Origin of the sequence: Streptomyces sp. NPDC101776 (assembly GCF_044766845.1) — a bacterium.
Lineage (GTDB): Bacteria > Actinomycetota > Actinomycetes > Streptomycetales > Streptomycetaceae > Streptomyces.
On sequence record NZ_JBIWMV010000001.1, the window covers coordinates 788,217 to 808,576 of the forward strand.

Genomic DNA, 20,360 nt, shown 5'->3' on the forward strand with positions numbered 1-20,360 from the left:
TGCCCGATGACCGCCGGCGCCGACACCCCCGACCGCCGGGGCCGCACCGGCCTGGACCGCACCGGCCTCGGCCTGACCGGCAACCCCCGCGTCAAGGTCCGCGACGTGACCCTGCTGTCCAGCCACTGGTACGTCGAGCGCACCACGACCTTCGACTTCCGGCACGCCGACGGCACCTGGACCACCCAGGAACGCGAGACCCACGACCGCGGCAACGGCGCCACCCTGCTCCTCTACGACGCCGACCGCGAAACCGTCCTGCTCACCCGCCAGTTCCGCTTCCCCGTGTACGTCAACGGCCACCCCGACGGCATGCTCGTCGAGACCCCGGGCGGACTCCTCGACGACGAGGACGAACACCCCGAGGAGGCCGTACGACGCGAGGTGGTCGAGGAGACCGGCCACACCGTCGGCGAGGTGGAGCACGTCTTCGACGTCTACATGAGCCCCGGCTCGGTCACCGAGCGCATCGGTTTCTATGCCGCCTCCTACGGCCCCTCGACCCGCACCCACGAGGGCGGGGGACTCCAGGAGGAGGGCGAGGACATCGAGATCCTCGAACTGCCCTTCCGCAGAGCCCTGGAGATGATCCGCAGCGGCGAGATCGCCGACGCCAAGACGATCATGCTCCTCCAATGGGCGGCGCTGGACGGGCCGTTCGCCAAGTAGCCGCCCAGGGACTTGACTTGAAGTGCGCTTCAAGCGGAAGACTCCCGTTCGCACCCGGAGGACCGGGTGCGAACGGGAGGGATCACCATGAAGTACCGCACCATCGGCACCGATCCGGCCCACCGCCGCGAGGTGAGCGTGCTCGCGCTCGGCGCGATGCTGTTCGGCTCCCGCACCGACGAGGAGACCTCCTTCGCCGTACTCGACCGCTATGTCGAGGCCGGCGGGAACTTCATCGACACGTCCGACAACTACGCGTTCTGGACCGACGGAAGTCAGGGCGGCCAGAGCGAGAAGCTGCTCGGACGGTGGCGGCGCAGCCGCGGCATCGGTGACGAGATCGTCATCGCCACCAAGCTCGGCGCCCGCCCGCTGGCACCCGGCACGGGGTTCGTCGACAACCCGGAAGGCCTCTCGGCGAAGGTCATCCGGGAGTCGGCCGACCGCAGCCGCGAACGCCTCGGCGTCGACAAACTCGACCTGCTGTACGCCCACATCGAGGACCCCCGGGTGCCGCTGCGGGAAACCGTCGAGGGATTCGCCGAGCTGGTGGCCGAGGGCACCGTCGGTCTCCTGGGCGTCAGCAACCACGCCGCCTGGCGCGTGGAACGGGCCCGCGCGCTCGCCACCGCGGCCGGTCTGCCCGGCTACGAGATCCTCCAGTACCAGCACAGTTGTCTGCGCCCCCGGACCGACGTACCGTCCGAGCTCTTCCCCGACGGCAGCCTCGGCAGCGCGGGCCCGGACCTGCTCGGCTATCTGCGCGCCGAGCCCGCCCTCACCCTGGTCGCCTACTCACCCCTGCTGGCCGGCGCCTACACCCGCCAGGACAAACCCCTGCCCGCCGACTACGACCACCCGGGCACCCCCACCCGACTCGCCGCCCTGCGCGAGGTGGCGAAGGAGACCGGGGCGAGCGTCAACCAGGTCGTACTGGCTTGGCAGTTGGGCGGTCCGCTGCCGATCGTCCCGCTCGCGGGCGCCTCGTCGGTGGCCCAGCTGGAGGAGAACCTCGCGGCCGTGGACCTGGAACTGACGGCGGAGCAGCGGGAACACCTGGACTCCGCCGCCCGGGTCAGGGCCTGACCAGCAACTGGAAGTCGAACGCGTACCGCGACGCCCGGTAGATGTGCGTCCCGTACTCGACCGCCCGCCCCGTGTCGTCGTACGCCGTGCGCTGCATGGTGAGCAGTGCCGCGCTCTCCTTCTCGTCGAGGCGGGCCGCCTCCTCGGGCGTCGCCGAGCGGGCGCCTATCGTCTGGCGGGCGCTGTGCAGGGTGATGCCGGCCGTGCGCAGCATCCGGTACAGGCCCGTCGACTCCAGCCGGGCGGTGTCGAGTTGGAGCAGGTTCGACGGGAGGTAGTTGCACAGGAACGCCACCGGCTGGCCGTGCGTGGAGCGCAGCCGTTCCAGGAGGGTGACCTCGCTGCCCTCCGGGACGCCGAGGGCGGCCGCGACATCCGCGGTCGCGGGCACGCCCTCGTTGCGCAGCACCGCCGTGGTCGGGCCCTGTCCGGCCGACTCCAGGTCGTCGTAGAGGCTGCTGAGTTCCAGCGGTCTCTTGACCTGGCTGTGCACCACCTGTGTGCCGACGCCCCGCCGCCGGACCAACAGCCCCTTGTCGACAAGGGATTGGATGGCCTGGCGGACGGTCGGGCGGGACAGACCCAGGCGTACGGACAGGTCGATCTCGTTGCCCAGGAGGTTGCCCGGTGCCAGGGCCCCGTGCTCGATCGCCGCCTCCAGCTGCTGTGCGAGCTGGTAGTACAGCGGCACCGGACTGTTGCGGTCCAGGGCGAAATGCAGGGCTTCGAGCGGGGACCCGGTCACGGCACGCGAGTAGTCACCGGTCTTCGCCACAGGGGCACCTCCTCACGGATCGTGACGGGTTGTCAGGAGTTGCTGGGGAAACCGAGGTTGATGCCACCGTCGGCCGGGTCCGGCCAGCGGGTGGTGATCACCTTGCCCTGCGTGTAGAAGGCGACGCCGTCGTTGCCGTAGACGTGGAGGTCCCCGAAGAGGGAGTCCTTCCAGCCGCCGAAGGAGTGGTAGCCGACGGGGACCGGGATCGGCACGTTCACGCCGACCATGCCCGCCTTGACCTCCATCTGGAAGCGGCGGGCGGCGCCGCCGTCGCGGGTGAAGATCGCGGTGCCGTTGCCCCAACGGGAGCTGTTGATCAGGGTGATGGCCTCGTCGTACGACTCCGCGCGCACGACGACCAGCACCGGGCCGAAGATCTCGTCCTTGTACGCGTCCGCCGTCAGCGGCACCTTGTCGAGCAGGGAGACGCCGAGGAAGAAGCCGTCCTCGTGGCCCTCGACCGAGAAGCCGGTGCCGTCGACGACGACCTCCGCGCCCTGGGCGGCGGCCGAGGCGACGTACGACGCCACCTTGTCGCGGTGCTCGCGGGTGATGAGCGGGCCCATCTCGCTCGCCGGGTCGTTGCCGGGACCGATGCGCAGCTTGCCCGCGCGCTCGGCGATCTTGGCGACCAGCTCGTCGCCGGTGTCGCCGACCGCGACCACGACGGAGACGGCCATGCAGCGCTCGCCGGCCGAGCCGTAGGCCGCGTTGATCGCCTGGTCGGCCGCGAAGTCCAGGTCCGCGTCCGGGAGGACGAGCATGTGGTTCTTGGCGCCGCCCAGAGCCTGCACGCGCTTGCCGTGCTCAACTGCCTTGAGCTGGATGTACTTCGCGATCGGCGTCGAGCCGACGAAGGACACGGCCTCGATGTCCGGGTGCTCCAGAAGGCGGTCGACGGCCTCCTTGTCGCCCTGTACGACGTTCAGTACGCCCTGCGGCAGGCCCGCCTCGGAGGCGAGTTCGGCCAGCCGGTAGGACGCCGACGGGTCCTTCTCGCTCGGCTTCAGGATGAAGGTGTTGCCGGTCGCGACGGCGATCGGGAACATCCACATCGGCACCATGGCCGGGAAGTTGAAGGGTGTGATGCCCGCAACCACCCCCAGGGGCTGGCGAATCGAGGCCACGTCGACACGGGTCGAGACCTGCGTGGACAGTTCGCCCTTCAGCTGCACGCTGATCCCGCAGGCGAGTTCGACGATCTCCATGCCGCGCGCGACCTCGCCGAGCGCGTCCGAGTGCACCTTGCCGTGCTCGGCGGTGATCAGTTCGGCGATCTCGTCGCGGTGCGCGTCCAGCAGCTCGCGGTACTTGAACAGGATCGCGGTGCGCTTGGCGAGCGAGGAGGTGCCCCAGCTCTCGAACGCGGCCTTGGCGGAGGCGACGGCGGCGTCCACCTCGTCGACGGTCGCGAAGCCGACCTGCTTCTCCTGCTCCCCGGTCGCCGGGTTGTACACGGGACCGAAACGGCCGGACGTGCTCTCGACGGGCTTGCCGTCGATCCAGTGGGTGATCGTCTTCATGGTGCGAGTGCCTTTCGGGGGAGGGGAGTTCAGGAGCTCAGAGGTGACGGCGGCGGTCGACGACCTGGCGGTCGTACTCCTCGCGGGCCTGGACGGCCGACGCGCGCGAGGCGGTCTCGGCGACCGGTACGTCCCACCAGGCCTCGGCCGGGGGAGCGGTCGGGGTGGCGATGTCGGTCTCGACGTAGACGCAGGTCGGCCGGTCCGAGGCGCGGGCCGTGGCCAGTGCCTCGCGCAGTTCGCGCACGGTCTTGGCGCGCAGGACGTCCATGCCGAGGCTGGCCGCGTTGGCGGCGAGGTCGACCGGGAGCGGGGCGCCGGAGAAGGTGCCGTCGGCCGCCCGGTAGCGGTAGGCGGTGCCGAAGCGCTCGCCGCCGACCGACTCGGAGAGGCCGCCGATGGAGGCGTAGCCGTGGTTCTGGATCAGGACCAGGTTGACCGGCAGGCCCTCCTGGACCGCCGTGACGATCTCGGTCGGCATCATCAGGTAGGTGCCGTCGCCGACCAGTGACCAGACGGGGGTGTCGGGGGCGGCCTGCTGGACGCCGATGCCGGCCGGGATCTCGTAGCCCATGCAGGAGTAGCCGTATTCGAGGTGGTACTGGCGGGGGCTGCGGGCTCGCCAGAGCTTGTGCAGGTCGCCGGGGAGCGAACCGGCCGCGTTGATGATCACGTCGTCGTCGCCGACGATCGCGTCGAGGGCGCCGAGGAGCTGGGTCTGGGTCGGGACGGCGTTCTCGTCGGGGGCGGTGAACGCGGTGTCAACGACCTGTTCCCAACGCTCCTTGCCCGCGCGGTACTCGGCCTCGTAAGCCGAGTTCACACGGTGGTCGGCGAGTGCCTCGGTCAACGCGGTGAGCCCCGCCCGCGCGTCGCACACCAGCGTGCGCGCCGCCAGCTTGTGGGCGTCGAACGCGGTGATGTTGAGGTTGACGAAGCGGACGGCCGGGTTCTGGAACAGGGTGTTGGAGGCCGTCGTGAAGTCCGTGTAGCGGGTGCCGACGCCGATCACCAGGTCCGCCGTGCGCGCGAAGTCGTCGCTGACCGCAGTGCCGGTGTGGCCGATGCCGCCCAGGTCCGCCGGGTGGTCGTAGCGCAGCGAGCCCTTGCCCGCCTGGGTGGAGGCGACCGGGATGCCGGTGGCGTCGACCAGCGCCTTCAGCGCCTCCTCGGCGCGGCTGTGGTGGATGCCGCCGCCCGCCACGATCACCGGGCGCTCGGCGGACCGGATCGCCGCGACCGCCTCCGTCAGCTCGAACGCGTCCGGCGCGGGACGCCGTACGTGCCACACGCGGTCGGCGAAGAACTCCTCCGGCCAGTCGTAGGCCTCGGCCTGAACGTCCTGCGGCAGAGCCAGAGTTACGGCCCCCGTCTCGACCGGGTCGGCCAGTACGCGCATCGCGTTCAGGGCGGCCGGGATCAGCGCCTCGGGGCGGGAGATCCGGTCGAAGTAGCGGGAGACCGGGCGCAGCGTGTCGTTGACCGAGAGGTCCGCCTCGACCGGGTGCTCCAACTGCTGGAGCAGCGGGTCGGCGGCACGGGTCGCGAAGTAGTCACCGGGGAGGAGGAGCACCGGCAGGCGGTTGATCGTGGCGAGCGCGGCGCCCGTGACCAGGTTGGTGGCACCCGGTCCGATCGAGGTCGTGACGGCCTGCGCGGAGAGACGGTCGAGCTGGCGGGCGTACCCAACTGCCGCATGAACCATGGCCTGTTCGTTGCGGCCCTGATGGAACGGCATCGTGTCCTCGCCGGCTTCCAGCAGCGCCTGGCCGAGTCCGGCAACGTTGCCATGACCGAAGATGCCCCAGGTGCCGGCGATCAGCCGGTGCCGTACGCCGTCGCGCTCGGTGTATTGGACCGACAGGAACTGCACCAGGGCCTGGGCGACGGTCAGGCGGCGGGTGGGGGTGGTCATCAGGACTTCTCCGGTGCCGTGTAGAGGGGAAGGCGGGGGTCGACGGGCTGCTCGGGCCAGGTGCCGCGCACCCAGGCGTGATCGGGGTGGTCGCAGATCAGCCACGAGCGGTCCTCGTCCGGACCCGCCATGACGTTGAGGTAGTACATGTGGTGGCCGGGCACCGCCATCGAGGGCCCGTGCCAGCCGTCCGGGATCAACACGACGTCTCCGCCCCGGACTTCGGCCAGGACGTCCGTGTTACGGCCCTGCCCGGACGGGGAGACGCGCTGGTAGCCGAGACCGGGTGTGCCCTCGTGGTCGGCGAACTCGAAGTAGTAGACCTCTTCGAGGACGGACTCCTCACCGGGCCGGTGCTCGTCGTGCTTGTGCGGCGGGAAGGACGACCAGTTCCCGCCGGGCGTGATCACCTCGACCGCGATGAGCTTGTCGCACTCGAAGACGCCCGCCGCGCCGAAGTTGTTGACCTGACGGCTGCTGTTGCCGGTGCCGCGCAGTTCCACCGGCACCGACGAGGCCGGGCCGTAACGGGCGGGCAGCCGGCGGCCGCAGCGGGCGCCGGTCAGCGCGAAGCGGCCACCGCCGGCCGACGAGACCGTCGTACGGGAATCGCGTGGGACGTACGCGAAGTCGGTCACGGAGGTGAACACGCTCTCGCGGCCGTGGAGTTCGAAGGTGTCGTGGCCGAAGTCGTCGGCGGCGGAGACCGTGCACGCGCCGCTGAGCGGGAGGACGATCCACTCGCTGTCGTCGGTGTCGAAGGTGTGCGTGCCGCCCGGGGGCAGCTCAAGGACCCGCAGGCTGGAGTAGCCCCAGGCCGCCGACTCGGGGGTGACGTCCACGACGTAGGGGCCGCCGAGGGCCTTGCCCGCGGGAAGGTGGTACGCGCTCGTCATCGTGTGCCTCCGGTTCACAACAGACCCACGGCGGTGTCCACCGCCGCTTCCACGCCGCCGTCGGCGGGGTACAGCAGGGAGCGGCCCACGACCAGGCCCTGGACGGTGGGCAGGCGCAGCGCCTTGCGCCACTTCTCGTACGCGCCCTCCTGGTCGTCGCCGACCTCGCCGCCGAGCAGGACGGCCGGCAGCGTCGAGGTCTCCAGGACCTCGGCCATGTCGTCCGGGTCCTCGGTGACGGGCAGTTTCAGCCAGGTGTAGGCGGATGTGCCGCCCAGGCCCGAGGAGATGGCGATCGAGCGGGTCACGGCCTCCGCCGACAGGTCGTTGCGGACCTTGCCGTCGACCCGGCGCGAGATGAACGGCTCTACGAACAGGGGGAGTTGACGCGCGGCCATGTCGTCGATGGCGCGTGCCGTGGACTCCAGGGTGGTCAGCGAGCCCGGGTCGGCGTAGTCGATGCGGAGCAGCAGTTTGCCCGCGTCGAAGCGGAGCCGTTCGATGTCCTCGGCGCGGTGGCCGGTGAAGCGGTCGTCCATCTCGAACGCGGCGCCGGACAGGCCTCCGCGGTTCATCGAGCCCATCACGACCTTGCCCTCCAGGACCCCGAGCAGGAGCAGGTCCTCGAGTATGTCGGCGGTGGCGAGCACCCCGTCGACACCCGGCCGGGACAGCGCCACGCACAGGCGTTCCAGCAGGTCGGCGCGGTTCGCCATGGCCGTACGGCGGTCGCCGACGCCCAGGGCGCCGCGGGCCGGGTGGTCGGCGGCCACGATCATCAGACGACCGCTGTCACCGAGCAGCGGGCGGCGGACCCGGCGGGCGGCCGCCTCGGCGATCGCCTCGGGATGCCGGGCTCTGACCGTGACCAGGTCGGGGATGCTGATGCTCAAGAGAAGCTCCGTTCAGGGAAGGCTCGGGCGGTCACGTGGTCAGCCGCCCACGCGCGCGCCGGCGAGGAGGTCCTCGACCTCGGACTCGGTGGGCATCGCGGTGGAGCAGGCGAGCCGGGAGGCGACGAGGGCGCCCGCCGCGTTGGCGTACCGCATGGTGGTCTCCAGGTCCCAGCCCGCCAGCAGCCCGTGGCACAGGGAGCCGCCGAAGGCGTCGCCGGCGCCGAGGCCGTTCAGCACCTCGACCGGGACCGGCGGCACCTCGGCGGTCGTGCCGTCGCGGTGCACCGCCAGGACACCCTTGGGGCCCTGCTTGACGACGGCCAGCTCGACGCCCGCGTCCAGCAGCGCCTGGGCGCAGGCACGCGGCTCACGGAAACCGGTGGCGATCTCGCACTCGTCGAGGTTGCCGACCGCGACGGTCGTGTGCCGCAGCGCCTCCGCGTAGTACGGGCGGGCCTCTTCAGGGTCCTTCCAGAACATCGGGCGCCAGTCCAGGTCGAAGACCGTGGTGCCCGCCTTGTCGCGCGCCTTGAGGGCGGCGAGCGTGGCGGAGCGGCTCGGCTCCTCGCTCAGACCGGTGCCGGTGATCCAGAAGACGCGGGCCTGGCGGATCGCGAAGTAGTCCAGTTCCTCGGTGCGGATCTCCAGGTCGGGGGCCTTGGGCTGCCGGTAGAAGTACAGCGGGAAGTCGTCCGGCGGGAAGATCTCGCAGAACGTGACCGGGGTGGGGTAGTCGGCGACCGGGGTGACCCAGCGGTCGTCCACCCCGAAGTCCTTGAGGGCCTCGTGAAGGTACGTCCCGAAGGGGTCGTCGCCGGTGCGGGTGATCACCGCGGTGCTGCGGCCGAGCCGGGCGGCCGCGACCGCCACGTTGCTGGCCGAGCCCCCGAGGAACTTGCCGAACGTCTCCACCTGGGCCAGGGGTACGCCGGACTGCAACGGATACAGATCGACCCCGATCCGGCCCATGGTGATCAGATCGAAGGGCTGGGCTGACTCGGCCATGCGCGACACTCCTCTGGGCTGCTGGGGGGTGGGCGGGTCCCGAGGGCCTGCCGACTCTCAGGTGTAGGACTCGGAGGGGTCGCCTGTCAATAGTTTGTACTTACATTCGGACCTGCTTGTGAAATGATGTCTTAACAAAGTATTGACAGCGGGCGCGACCGGGGATTGGATTCCGTCCCAGCGCAACAGCCGTGTTTCACGGCGCACGACCCGGGGCTCCACGGGCCCCGAGCCCGGATCTCTGCGATCATTGATCCCTTTCCCCTGAAGCACAGTGAGGTGCAGGAAAGATGGACCGTTCTTCCCACTCCCGTACGCGCAGAATGGCCCCCTTCGTGGCGGTTGCCGCGGCAGCGGCACTGACCCTCGCCGGCTGCTCCAGCAGCTCGGGCGGCAAGAAGTCCACGGAGGACAGCTCCGGCGCTTCCGCGGGCAAGGCCAGCACGCCTCGGATGACGGTCGCCCTGGTCACGCACCAGGCGCCCGGCGACACGTTCTGGGACATCGTCCGCAAGGGCGCGCAGGCCGCCGCCGACAAGGACAACATCAAGCTCATCTACTCGGCCGACCCGAACGCGGGCAACCAGTCGAACCTGGTGCAGAACGCGATCGACCAGAAGGTCGACGGCATCGCGGTCACCCTCGCCAAGCCCGACGCCCTCAAGGACGTCATCGGCAAGGCGAAGACCGCGAACATACCCGTCGTGGGCCTCAACTCCGGTCTCAGCGACTGGAAGAACCTCGGACTGCTGGAGTTCTTCGGCCAGGACGAGACGGTCGCGGGCGAGGCGCTCGGCAAGCGGTTGAACACCGAAGGCGCCAAGAAGGTCGTCTGTGTCATCCAGGAGCAGGGCAACATCGGCCTGACCCAGCGCTGCGACGGCGTGAAGAAGACGTTCACCGGCACCACCGAGGTCCTCAACGTCAACGGCACGGACATGCCGTCGGTGAAGTCGACGATCACCGCCAAGCTCACGCAGGACAAGGCCATCGACTACGTGGTCACGCTGGGCGCCCCGTTCGCCCTGACCGCCGTGCAGTCGCTGACCGACGCGGGCAGCAAGGCGAAGGTCGCCACCTTCGACCTCAACAAGGACCTCACGACCGCCATCAGCAAGGGCACCATCCAGTTCGCGGTGGACCAGCAGCCGTACCTCCAGGGCTACTTGGCCATCGACTCGCTGTGGCTCTACAAGAACAACGGCAACTACAGCGGTGGTGGTGAGCAGCCCGTACTGACCGGCCCGGCCTTCGTCGACAAGACCAACGTCGCAGCCGTCGCCAAGTACGCCGCCAACGGAACCCGGTGATGAGTATGACCCAGCACGCCGAGCCGGCGGTGACCTCACCGCCGGCCCCCGGCCCGAAGGAAACCGACGGCCGGACCTCTGAACGGCCCCTGGCGCTACGGCTGTTGGCGCGTCCCGAGGTGGGTGTCTTCCTCGGTGCGGCCGCGGTGTACGTGTTCTTCCTGATCGCTGCTCCGCCGGTGCGCGAGGGCGCGTCGATGGCGAACATTCTCTACAGTTCGTCGACGATCGGGATCATGGCGCTGCCGGTCGCGCTGTTGATGATCGGCGGGGAGTTCGACCTGTCCGCCGGTGTCGCCGTGATCACCTCCGCCCTGACGGCGTCGATGCTCAGCTACCAACTGACCATGAACGTATGGGTCGGTGTGGTCGTCGCGCTGCTGGTGTCTTTGGGGATCGGGTTCCTCAACGGCTGGATGGTCGTCAAGACGGGGTTGCCGAGCTTCCTGGTCACGCTGGGCAGCTTCCTGATCCTGCAGGGCGTCAACCTGGCGGTGACGAAGCTCGTGACCGGGAACGTGGCGACCGACGACATCAGCAACATGGACGGCTTCGACCAGGCGAAGAAGGTTTTCGCGTCGTCGTTCGAGGTCGGCGGCGTCAACGTGAAGATCACCATCGTCTACTGGCTGGTGTTCGCGGCGATCGCGACGTGGGTGCTGATGCGGACGAAGTACGGCAACTGGATCTTCGCGGTCGGCGGGAACAAGGACTCCGCCCGCGCCGTCGGTGTGCCGGTGGCGTTCACGAAGATCTCGCTGTTCATGCTGGTCGGTTTCGGTGCCTGGTTCATCGGCATGCACCAGTTGTTCTCCTTCAACACGGTGCAGTCCGGTGAGGGTGTCGGCCAGGAGCTGATCTTCATCTCGGCGGCGGTGATCGGCGGGTGTCTGCTGACCGGCGGGGCCGGCTCGGCGATCGGCCCCGTCTTCGGGGCGTTCATGTTCGGCATGGTCCAGCAGGGCATCGTCTACGCGGGCTGGAACCCCGACTGGTTCAAGGCGTTCCTCGGCGTGATGCTGCTCGGCGCCGTCCTCATCAATCTGTGGGTCCAGCGCACCGCGACCCGGAGGTGACCTTCATGACCGACAACACGACCGGCACCCACGGTGCGATTCTGACCGACACCGTGCCCGAGGGCGGCGACCACCCCCTCGTCCAACTGCGCAACGCGGGCAAGGCGTACGGCAATGTCCGTGCCCTGCACGGCGTCGACCTCACCGTCCGTCCCGGCCAGGTCACCTGCGTCCTGGGCGACAACGGCGCGGGCAAATCCACGCTGATCAAAATCATTTCCGGGCTGCACCAGCACACCGAGGGCGAGTTCCTCGTCGACGGCGAACCCGTCCACTTCACCACCCCCCGCCAGGCACTCGACCGGGGGATCGCGACGGTCTACCAGGACCTGGCGGTCGTGCCGCTGATGCCGGTGTGGCGCAACTTCTTCCTCGGCTCCGAGATGACCAGCGGCCCGTGGCCCGTGCGCCGTCTGGACATCGAGCGGATGAAGAAGACGGCGGACGAGGAACTGCGCAACATGGGCATCGTCCTGGACAACCTGGACCAGCCCATCGGCACCCTCTCCGGCGGCCAGCGCCAGTGCGTCGCCATCGCCCGCGCCGTCTACTTCGGCGCCCGCGTCCTCATCCTCGACGAACCCACCGCCGCCCTCGGCGTCAAACAGTCCGGTGTCGTCCTCAAGTACGTGGCCGCGGCCCGCGAACGCGGACTCGGGGTCATCTTCATCACCCACAACCCCCACCACGCCTACATGGTCGGCGACCACTTCAGCGTCCTGCGCCTGGGCACCATGGAACTCTCCGCCGAACGCAGCGACATCACCCTCGAAGAACTCACCAACCACATGGCCGGCGGCACCGAACTCGCCGCGCTCAAGCACGAGTTGTCCCAGGTCCGCGGCCTCGACGTCGACGAACTCCCCGACGAGAAGGCCCTCAAGGCCCCGGTGCCGGCATCTCCCGAAGGGACCGCCTGACATGTCGGACCGCCCCTTCCTGGACCGCATCCGGGTCGGCTCCGCCCCCGACTCCTGGGGGGTGTGGTTCCCCGACGACCCCCAACAGGTGCCGTGGGAACGGTTCTTGGACGAGGTCGCGCAGGCCGGCTACCCCTGGATCGAACTGGGTCCGTACGGCTATCTGCCGACCGACCCGGCCCGGCTCACGGACGAGATCGCCCGGCGTGACCTGAAGGTCTCCGCGGGCACGGTCTTCACCGGCCTGCACCGCGGCCCCTCCGTGTGGGACGCCACCTGGGAGCACGTGAGCCAAGTGGCCGCGCTCACCCAGGCGATGGGCGCGAAGCACTTGGTCGTCATCCCCTCCTTCTGGCGGGACGACAAGACCGCCGAGATCCTGGAGCCGCCGGAGCTGACCGGCGAGCAGTGGGCGCACCTCACCAAGGGCATGGAACGTCTCGGGCACGAGGTCAAGGAGGCGTACGGACTCGACATCGTCGTCCACCCGCACGCCGACACCCACCTCGACACCGAGGACCACGTCGAGCACTTCCTCGACTCGACCGACTCCGAACTGGTCAACCTCTGCCTGGACACCGGGCATTACGCCTACTGCGGCGGCGACAGCGTCAAGCTGATCGAGACGTACGGCGAACGCATCGGCTATCTGCACCTCAAGCAGGTCGACCCGGAGATCCTCGCCGACGTCGTCAAGAACGAGGTGCCGTTCGGACCGGCCGTGCAGCGCGGGGTGATGTGCGAACCGCCGTCCGGCGTACCGGAGTTGGAGCCGGTGCTGATCGCGGCGCAGCGCCTGGGCGTGGAGCTGTTCGCGATCGTCGAGCAGGACATGTACCCGTGCGAGCCGGACAAGCCCCTCCCCATCGCGGAGCGCACCCGCAAGTTCCTCCGCTCCTGCGGTGCTTGACGGACCTGACGACCGTGACGACCCTGACGAGCTGAAAGGACGGCCGATGGCCATGAACCCGCGCGACCCGCTCGGAGTGGCAGTCGTCGGAACCGGAAAGATGGGGGCGGACCACGTCCGCCGGATCGGGGACGTGGTCAACGGAGCCCGGGTGACCGCCGTCGTGGACGTCGATGCCGAGCGCGCCAAACGGATCGCGTCCGGGGTCGACGGCTGCACCGCGTACACCGACCCGGCCGCCGCGATGGCGGCGGCCGACGTCGACGCGGTCCTGATCGCGTCACCGGGCCCTGCCCACGAGGCGGCCCTGCTGACGGCCTTCGAGCACGACCTCCCGGTCCTGTGCGAGAAGCCGCTCACCCCCGACGCGGCCTCCGCGCTGCGCGTCCTGGAGGCCGAGATGCGCCTAGGTCACCGCCGGGTGCAGGTCGGCTTCATGCGGCGTTACGACGCCGAGTACATCAAGCTCAAGTCCCTTCTGGAAACAGGCCAGTTGGGCCGACCCCTCATGCTGCACAACCGGCACCGGAACGCCTCCAGTCCGCCCTTCTTCACCAGCTCCATGCTGATCAGCGACTCCGTGGCCCACGAGACCGACGCGACCCGTTGGCTCCTCGGCCACGAGATCACGGCCGTCCAGGTGCTGCGCCCGCGCCCCTCGGCGAGCTCCCCGGACGACCTCCAGGACCCGCAGTTCGTCGTCTTCGAGACCGACGGCGGCGCGATCGTCGACGTCGAGATGTTCGTCAACTGCGGCTTCGGCTACCAGGTCCAGGCCGAGATCGTCTGCGAACGCGGCACCGCCCGCATCGGCGACGGCCACGCCATGGTCACCAACATGGCAGGGCGCTGGGGCGGCACCATCGCCCAGGACTTCGTCGAACGCTTCGCCGACGCCTACGACCGGGAGATCCAGACCTGGGTCGACGCCACCCGCCGCGGCGAGGTCACCGGCCCGAGCGTGTGGGACGGGTACGCGGCGGCTGCCGTGTGCGAGGCGGGGGTACGGGCGTTGGAGGAGGGTGTGCGGGTGGAGGTGGAGCTGGTGGAGCGGCCGGCGTTCTACCGGTAACCCGCCACCCGACAGCATGCGGAACGCCCGGACGAAACCGTCCGGGCGTCGCTGCGTGTGGACCGATGTCGGTCTATCGCAGAACCGAGACCCGCGGCCGAGGCGCGAACCCCGCCGCGCGGTAGGCCTCGTCGATGAGTGTCATCGTCGCGACCGCGTCGTCCGGGCCCAGCGGGAGAGGCGCTCCCTCCCTCAACCGGGCGGCGAACGCCTCCAGTTGGTAGGTGTAGGAGGACCGGCGGCCCAGGCGCTCCGTGCGTTCGCCGTCCGTCGTGCGGATCACGATCCGGTCGTCCAGCTGGGGGAGCACGAAGTTCGGGGCGAACGCCTCGCCCCGGCTGCCGATGATCCGGCAGCTCATCACCAGCTCGTCGTAGGCCATGTGGCAGCGGGCGGAGCCCGTGGCGCCGCTCGGGAAGGCGAGGTCGGCGTCCAGCCATTCGTCGACGCCCGGTGCGCCCGCGTGTTCGGCGCCGCGGGCCGAGACGAGCCGGGGTGCGCCGCCCGCCCAGGGGGCGAGCATGCGCTGGGCGTGCAGGCTGTAGCAGCCCAGGTCCATCACGGCGCCGCCGGCCAGGTCCAGCGACCAGCGCGGGTCGGTGTCCGGCGGGGCCGGGATCGCCACGAGCGTCTCGACGTGCCGCAGCTCGCCGAGTTCGCCGGAGGCCAGCAGTTCGTGCAGGCGCCGGGTGACCGGATGGAAGAGGTAGTGGAAGGCCTCCATGAAGACCGTGCCGGACTTCGCCGCCGCCTCCCGGACCTCGGCCGCCTCCTCGGCGTTGCTCGCCGAGGGCTTCTCCGACAGAACGTGCTTGCCCGCCGCTAGCGCGGCAAGGTTCCACGGCCCGTGCAGACCGTTGGCGAGCGGGTTGTAGACGACCTCCACCTCGGGGTCGGCGATCAGGTCGGCGTACGAGTCCGCGACCCGCTCGACGCGGTGCGCGGCGGCGTACGCCTCGGCCCGGGACCGGTCGCGCGCGGCCACCGCGACAAGGCGGTGGCCGGTCGTCCGGGCGGGACCGATCAGGGAGTTCTCGGTGATCCGAGCCGCTCCCAGTACTCCGATGCGCAGTGGTTCCCGGCCCGGACCGCTCATGCTCCGCGTACCTCCTGGATGGTGACCGGGCGGTGCTCGTGCAGCGACAGGGTGCAGGCGTCCGCGATCCAGCCCGCCTCCAGGGCGTCCGCGACGGTGCAGGGCGAGGTACGGGTGCCGGCGACGACCTCGGTGAAGGCGGTCAGTTCGGCGCGGTAGGCGGCCGTGAAGCGGTCCATGAAGAAGTCGTGCGGGACACCCGCCGGGAAGGTCACGCCAGGCTCCACGGAGCGCAGCGGCAGCTTGTCCTCCAGGCCCACCGCGATGGAGTCCGTGAAGCCGTGGATCTCCATGCGGACGTCGTAACCCCGGGCGTTGTGGCGGGAGTTGGAGACCACCGCGATGGTGCCGTCGTCCAGGGTGAGGATCGCGCCGGTGGTGTCGGCGTCGCCCGCCTCCTTGATGTACTCGGCGCCCCGGTTGCCGCCGACCGCGTACACCTCGACGACCTCGCGGCCGGTGACCCAGCGGATGATGTCGAAGTCGTGGACCGAACAGTCCCGGAAGATGCCCCCGGACGCGGCGATGTACGCGGCGGGCGGCGGCGCCGGGTCCAGCGTGGTCGAGCGCACGGTGTGCAGCTTGCCCAGTTCGCCGGACTGCACGGCGGCCCGCGCGGCGACGAAGCCCGCGTCGAAGCGGCGGTTGTAGCCGATCTGGATCGGTACGTCGCTGCCCTCGACGGCCTTGAGGACCTGGACGCCCTCGGCCATCGTCTTCGCGACGGGCTTCTCGCAGAAGACGGGGATGCCCGCCTCGACGGCGGCCAGGATCAGGCCCGGGTGGGCGTCGGTCGCCGCGGCGATCACGACACCGTCGATCCCGGCGGCCAGCACGGCCTCGGGGGAGTCCGCGACCTCGGCGCCGAACCGCTCGGCGGCCTTCTTCGCGGCCTCCGCGAACGGGTCGGCCAGGACGAGGGAATCGACCGCGTCGAGTCCGGAGAGGGTCTCGGCGTGGAAGGCGCCGATGCGGCCGAGGCCGAGGATTCCGATGCGCATGAGGGCACTTGCTTTCTTGTGGGTGCGGGTGTGGTGCGGGTGGTGAAGGTCAGTCGAGGGCGCCCAGGACGTTCTGGTCCCAGTCGATCACCGAGCCGGTGACCACGCCGGACCGCTCGGAGAGCAGGAACACCACGAAGTCGGCGATCTCGTCCGGCTGGCCGAGCTTGCCCATCGGCTGTGCGCGGGCGGCTTGTTCCCGCCAGTCGTCCCCGGCGCCGTGGAACGCGCGCTGGGTGGCGTCCTCGCCCTCGGTGTCGGTCCAGCCGATGTTGACGGTGTTGATGCGGATCCGGTCGAAGCGGTGCGCGTGCGCCGCGTTGCGGGTCAGTCCCGCGAGTCCGGCTTTGGCCGTGGAGTAGGGCGCGAGGTAAGACGGGCCGCCGTGGGCGCAGTTGGAGCCGATGTTGACGATCGTGCCCGGTGCCTTGCGGGCGGTCATGTCGGCGACCGCGGCCTGCATCGCGAAGAACGGGGCTTTGAGGTTGATGGCCATGTGTTGGTCGAACAGTTCGGGTGTGGTGTCGAGCAGCGAGCCGCGTGAGGTCAGCCCCGCCGCGTTGACGAGGCAGTCGACCCGCCCGTGGGCCTCTACGGCGTGTACGACGCTGTCCCGCGCCTGTGCCGGATCGGCGAGGTCCGCCCGCAGGAAGCGCGTGCCGGTGTCCGCGGCGAGCTTCTCGCCCACCTCCGCACGGCGGCCGGTGAAGACGACGGTCGCGCCCTCGCGCACCGCCGCCCGGACGATCGCGGCGCCCACACCCTGACTGCCGCCGTTGACGAGGACGACCTTGTCGTCGAGAAGTCGAAGCCCCATGACGCCCCTCAGCTCTCGCGCCGCTCGGCACCGGCCCGCAGTTCCCCGCGGAGCGCCTGCGGGTCCCAGCCCTCACGCACCGCGCGTCGTACGACGTCGGCCTGCGAGGGCGGGGCCAGACCTTCCACCGGCGGGTCGTTGTCGAGGTTGGTGGGGAAGGCGTAACCCTCGGCACTGGCCGCGACGACCGTGTCGAGCCACTCCTGGCCCACGCCCTCGGCCTTGCGCCGGAGCAGGACCGGGAACACCGCGTTGGTGACGGCCTCGCGGTCCACCGTCTCCATCGCCCGCCCGAACGCGGACGACACCTGGAGCAGGTTGGCCATGCGCCGGACGTCCGACGTGCGGTTGGTGCCGGCCGCGTGGAACAGCGCCGGGTTGAAGAACGCGGCATCGCCCTTGGCGAGCGGGAGTTGGATGTGGTGGGCCTCGAAGTAGGCCTGGAATTCCGGCAGTCGCCATGCCAGATAGCCCGGCTCGAACTTCTGCGAGTGCGGCAGGTACATCGTCGGCCCCGACTCGACCGGCATGTCGCAGTGCGCGACCGCCCCTTGGAGCGTGAGCACGGGGGAGAGGCGGTGCACGTGCGCCGGGTAGTCCGCGGCGACCTGGTTCGTGAGGAACCCGAGGTGGTAGTCGCGGTGCACGGTCTGCGCGGCGCCGCCCGGGTGGACCACGTTGATCTGCGAGGTGACCTGGTAGCCGGGGCCGAGCCAGGCCACGGACACCAGCGCGAGCATGTCGTTCGCGTAGTAGTCGGCGAACGCCGCCGGGTCGTGGAGCGCGGCCTTCTCCAGCGCGTTCCACACCCGGTCGTTGGCCCCCGGCTTCGCGAAGTGGTCGCCGGCGCCCGCGCCCGACGCGCGCTGCTCGGCGATCAGGGCCTCGAACACCTCGGTCGCGCGGTCCACCACCGCCGCATCCGGGAAGGCACCCTGAAGGACCACGATGCCCGGCCCCTCGGCGAACGCCCGCACCAGCTCGGCCTGCACCTCGCGGCGCTCACCGGCCGCCAGGGACTTGCGGAGCCGCTCGCCGTCGTAGACGAGGACGTTCCGGTCGACCGAGGACGCGTAGGGGAAGTCGGCCAGGTCGGTCGGCTGCTCGACCAGCGCGCGGAAGGCGTCGAGGTCGCAGTCCTGGTCGGTGAGCCAGGCGCGGCGTTCTGCTGATGTGAAGGACATCGTCGTCCCCTCGGGTCACGAAGCGGTGCGGTCCTGTCATTCTTGTCAGTACAAACCCTTCGAACAACCAGCAGCCAGCCATCAAAAACCCCTCAAGGAGACGACCGGTGGGCCACCTCTTCCCGATCCGCGAAATCGCACGTCAGGCGGGTCTCAGCGAGGCCACCGTGGACCGGGTTCTGAACGGCAGGGGCGGTGTGCGGGAGAGCACCGAGCGTGAGGTGCGCCAGGCCATCGCCGATCTCGACCGGCAGCGCACGCAGGTCAGGCTGGTCGGCCGTACGTTCATGATCGACATCGTGATGCAGACGCCGGAGCGGTTCTCCACCGCCGTACGGGTGGCGCTGGAGGCCGAGCTGCCCGATCTGCACCCGGCCGTCGTGCGCTCCCGCTTCCACTTCCGGGAGACCGCGCCGGTGAAGGAGCTGGTCGGGACCCTGGACAGGATCGTGCGGCGCGGCTCGCAGGGCGTCATCCTCAAGGCGCCGGACGTCCCCGAGATCACCGCGGCCGTCGGCCGGCTCGTCGCCGCCGGCATCCCGGTCGTCACGCTGGTGACCGACCTGCCCGCGAGCGCCCGCCTGGCCTACGTCGGCATAGACAACCGGGCGGCGGGCGCGACGGCCGCGTATCTGATGGGCCAGTGGCTCGGCGACCGTCCCGGCAATGTCCTCACCAGCCTGAGCAGCGGTTTCTTCCGCAACGAGGAGGAACGCGAGATGGGTTTCCGCAGCACGATGCGCGCCCGCTACCCGGAGCGGTCCCTCGTCGAGATCACCGAGGGGCACGGCCTGGACGCCACCCAGTACGAGCTGGTCCGGGCCGCCCTGAAGCGCGACCCGGACATCCGCGCGGTCTACTCGATCGGCGGCGGCAACATCGCGACCCTGCGCGCCTTCGCCGACCTCGGCCGCGAGTGCGCCGTGTTCGTCGCGCACGACCTCGACCACGACAACACCCGGCTGCTGCACGAGCAGCGACTGTCCGCCGTCCTCCACCACGATCTGCGCCAGGACGTCCGCGAGGCCTGCCGCATCGTGATGCGCGCCCACGACGCGCTGCCGCCCGCGGGCCCGACCCTGCCGTCCGCGATCCAGGTGGTCACGCCCTACAACCTGCCTACGGCGCCCACGCGTTGACTCGGTTCACAGAGCGGTTGACTCGGTTCACAGATTGATGGCATACGCCTTGCGCAGCGTCTCGTGCACCGTCCACGTCGTACGGTCGCCCTCGCGCAGCACGGCCAGGTCCCCGGGACCTACCGTCAGGGTCTCCGCGCCCTCGACCTCGATGGTCGCCGAACCGCTGATCACGACGAACAGCTCGTCCGCCTCGGTGTCGGTGACCACACCCGGCGTGATCTGCCAGATCCCCCGGATCTGCCGCCCGTCCGCGGACTCCCACACGACCTTCCCGGTGACCTCGGGCGTACCGGAGACGATCTGCGCCGGGTCGAGCGGCTCGGGTTCGAGCTCGGCATCGGGGACACGGACAACGAAACTGTGCGTCATACGGCGACCCTAGCCCGGCCGGGAGTGATCCGGACGTGGACACTGTGTGGGGTATCGGTGCAGGTGGGAGGACACTTCGTCGCGGAGTGGCGGGGCGGCCGGGCCCGGGTGATCGTGGAGGGGAACCGTCCCCGTACACTCGCGATCCCTGTACGCCTGCGAAGAGGGCAGCCCATGGCGGACACCACGACGGCCCTCCCCGAGCCGCACCGGCACGAGACCCGGGAGAACATCCTCTTCGGGGGCGTCTACGGCGCGGTCCTCGCCTGCTCGATGGTCGCCGCGCTCACCCAGTACGGGCACACCTCCAAGGGCAGCCGCCGCTACGACGCCCTGTGGCTGCTGGTGACCGCGGCCGCCTCGGCGCTGGCCCACGGGTACGCCCACTACATCGCCGAGCGCGCCCCGCACCGCCGCTGGGACGCCCTGCGCACCCTGCGCGACGAGTGGCCCCTGGTCGCCGCCGCGCTGCCCACCGTGCTGCTGCTCGCCGGGGCCGGCTGGGGCTGGTGGCCCGCGAACGGCGTCGAGTACGCGGCCTTCGTCCTCAACATCGCGCTGCTGTTCTGCCTGGGCCTGGTCACGGCCCGCTGGTCGGCGCGGAGTTGGCCGGCGGCCGTGGTCATCGGGGCGCTGGACGCGCTGCTCGGGGTGGTCGTGGTCGTCGCGAACGCCCTGATCAAGTAGGTGTCGGA

General features: G+C 70.2%; 20 protein-coding genes. 9 read left to right on the forward strand and 11 right to left on the reverse strand.

All coding sequences use genetic code 11. The features are described from left to right. Window positions 1-6: 6 nt before the first annotated feature. Entirely contained in the window at window positions 7-669 is a 663-nt protein-coding gene (locus tag ACIRRY_RS03420; protein ID WP_403967399.1) for an NUDIX domain-containing protein, read from the forward strand. 87 nt (window positions 670-756) lie between these two features. Further along, window positions 757-1,755 carry an aldo/keto reductase gene (locus ACIRRY_RS03425; protein WP_403967401.1) on the forward strand — a complete coding sequence of 333 codons (999 nt, stop codon included), beginning with the start codon at window positions 757-759 and terminating at the stop codon, window positions 1,753-1,755. On the opposite strand, the gene ACIRRY_RS03430 is transcribed toward ACIRRY_RS03425, so the two are convergent. The 6 genes from ACIRRY_RS03430 to iolC are packed head-to-tail and all read right to left on the reverse strand — an operon-like array spanning window position 1,745 to window position 8,768. Next, window positions 1,745-2,530: a GntR family transcriptional regulator gene (locus ACIRRY_RS03430; RefSeq protein WP_403967402.1), complete on the reverse strand. Its 786-nt coding sequence runs from the start codon at window positions 2,528-2,530 to the stop codon at window positions 1,745-1,747. The genes ACIRRY_RS03425 and ACIRRY_RS03430 overlap by 11 nt on opposite strands. Before the next feature lie 32 nt (window positions 2,531-2,562). Then, window positions 2,563-4,056 (reverse strand): CoA-acylating methylmalonate-semialdehyde dehydrogenase, encoded by a 1,494-nt coding sequence (locus ACIRRY_RS03435; RefSeq protein WP_403967403.1) that lies wholly within the window; start codon window positions 4,054-4,056, stop codon window positions 2,563-2,565. A gap of 37 nt (window positions 4,057-4,093) precedes the next feature. Further along, window positions 4,094-5,971: a 3D-(3,5/4)-trihydroxycyclohexane-1,2-dione acylhydrolase (decyclizing) gene (gene iolD / locus ACIRRY_RS03440; protein ID WP_403967405.1), complete on the reverse strand. Its 1,878-nt coding sequence runs from the start codon at window positions 5,969-5,971 to the stop codon at window positions 4,094-4,096. Beyond that, on the reverse strand, window positions 5,971-6,867 hold the full coding sequence (gene iolB / locus ACIRRY_RS03445) for a 5-deoxy-glucuronate isomerase (RefSeq protein ID WP_403967407.1): 897 nt from the start codon (window positions 6,865-6,867) through the stop codon (window positions 5,971-5,973). Before iolB ends, iolD begins: the two co-directional genes overlap by 1 nt. A 14-nt stretch (window positions 6,868-6,881) precedes the next feature. Further along, complete coding sequence (locus tag ACIRRY_RS03450) at window positions 6,882-7,760, reverse strand: deoxyribose-phosphate aldolase (protein ID WP_403967409.1); 879 nt, start codon at window positions 7,758-7,760, stop codon at window positions 6,882-6,884. Window positions 7,761-7,799: 39 nt separating this feature from the next. Continuing rightward, window positions 7,800-8,768 (reverse strand): 5-dehydro-2-deoxygluconokinase, encoded by a 969-nt coding sequence (gene iolC, locus ACIRRY_RS03455; protein WP_403967411.1) that lies wholly within the window; start codon window positions 8,766-8,768, stop codon window positions 7,800-7,802. Between the two features lie 290 nt (window positions 8,769-9,058). Here iolC and ACIRRY_RS03460 point away from each other — a divergent pair, with 290 nt between their 5' ends. From ACIRRY_RS03460 to ACIRRY_RS03480, 5 genes are read left to right on the forward strand one after another with little or no spacing between them, the layout of a single operon-like run. Beyond that, window positions 9,059-10,078 (forward strand): sugar ABC transporter substrate-binding protein, encoded by a 1,020-nt coding sequence (locus ACIRRY_RS03460; RefSeq protein WP_403967413.1) that lies wholly within the window; start codon window positions 9,059-9,061, stop codon window positions 10,076-10,078. After that, the gene (locus ACIRRY_RS03465) at window positions 10,078-11,154 is read left to right on the forward strand and encodes an ABC transporter permease (RefSeq protein ID WP_403967415.1); all 1,077 of its coding nucleotides are present in this window, start codon (window positions 10,078-10,080) and stop codon (window positions 11,152-11,154) included. The genes ACIRRY_RS03460 and ACIRRY_RS03465 overlap by 1 nt, the downstream gene beginning before the upstream one ends. A gap of 5 nt (window positions 11,155-11,159) precedes the next feature. Next, window positions 11,160-12,074 (forward strand): ATP-binding cassette domain-containing protein, encoded by a 915-nt coding sequence (locus ACIRRY_RS03470; RefSeq protein WP_403967417.1) that lies wholly within the window; start codon window positions 11,160-11,162, stop codon window positions 12,072-12,074. A gap of 1 nt (window position 12,075) precedes the next feature. Further along, the gene (locus ACIRRY_RS03475; protein ID WP_403967419.1) at window positions 12,076-12,984 is read left to right on the forward strand and encodes a sugar phosphate isomerase/epimerase family protein; all 909 of its coding nucleotides are present in this window, start codon (window positions 12,076-12,078) and stop codon (window positions 12,982-12,984) included. Between the two features lie 52 nt (window positions 12,985-13,036). Continuing rightward, the gene (locus ACIRRY_RS03480) at window positions 13,037-14,056 is read left to right on the forward strand and encodes a Gfo/Idh/MocA family protein (RefSeq protein WP_403968340.1); all 1,020 of its coding nucleotides are present in this window, start codon (window positions 13,037-13,039) and stop codon (window positions 14,054-14,056) included. A gap of 73 nt (window positions 14,057-14,129) precedes the next feature. On the opposite strand, the gene ACIRRY_RS03485 is transcribed toward ACIRRY_RS03480, so the two are convergent. From ACIRRY_RS03485 to ACIRRY_RS03500, 4 genes are read right to left on the reverse strand one after another with little or no spacing between them, the layout of a single operon-like run. Further along, window positions 14,130-15,152 (reverse strand): Gfo/Idh/MocA family protein, encoded by a 1,023-nt coding sequence (locus ACIRRY_RS03485; protein WP_403967420.1) that lies wholly within the window; start codon window positions 15,150-15,152, stop codon window positions 14,130-14,132. Next, entirely contained in the window at window positions 15,149-16,153 is a 1,005-nt protein-coding gene (locus ACIRRY_RS03490; RefSeq protein ID WP_403967422.1) for a Gfo/Idh/MocA family oxidoreductase, read from the reverse strand. Before ACIRRY_RS03490 ends, ACIRRY_RS03485 begins: the two co-directional genes overlap by 4 nt. Window positions 16,154-16,202: 49 nt before the next feature. Beyond that, window positions 16,203-16,970, reverse strand: a complete 768-nt coding sequence (locus ACIRRY_RS03495) for an SDR family oxidoreductase (RefSeq protein WP_403967423.1) — start codon at window positions 16,968-16,970, stop codon at window positions 16,203-16,205. Window positions 16,971-16,978: 8 nt separating this feature from the next. After that, window positions 16,979-18,154 (reverse strand): phytanoyl-CoA dioxygenase family protein, encoded by a 1,176-nt coding sequence (locus ACIRRY_RS03500; protein WP_403967425.1) that lies wholly within the window; start codon window positions 18,152-18,154, stop codon window positions 16,979-16,981. 107 nt (window positions 18,155-18,261) lie between these two features. On the opposite strand from ACIRRY_RS03500, the gene ACIRRY_RS03505 reads away from it, so the two are divergent. Then, window positions 18,262-19,293, forward strand: a complete 1,032-nt coding sequence (locus ACIRRY_RS03505) for a LacI family DNA-binding transcriptional regulator (RefSeq protein WP_403967427.1) — start codon at window positions 18,262-18,264, stop codon at window positions 19,291-19,293. A gap of 27 nt (window positions 19,294-19,320) precedes the next feature. Here ACIRRY_RS03505 and ACIRRY_RS03510 read toward each other — a convergent pair whose 3' ends face one another. Then, complete coding sequence (locus ACIRRY_RS03510; RefSeq protein WP_403967429.1) at window positions 19,321-19,665, reverse strand: cupin domain-containing protein; 345 nt, start codon at window positions 19,663-19,665, stop codon at window positions 19,321-19,323. A gap of 174 nt (window positions 19,666-19,839) precedes the next feature. Here ACIRRY_RS03510 and ACIRRY_RS03515 point away from each other — a divergent pair, with 174 nt between their 5' ends. Then, window positions 19,840-20,352: a hypothetical protein gene (locus ACIRRY_RS03515; protein ID WP_403967431.1), complete on the forward strand. Its 513-nt coding sequence runs from the start codon at window positions 19,840-19,842 to the stop codon at window positions 20,350-20,352. The last annotated feature ends 8 nt before the right edge of the window (window positions 20,353-20,360 follow it).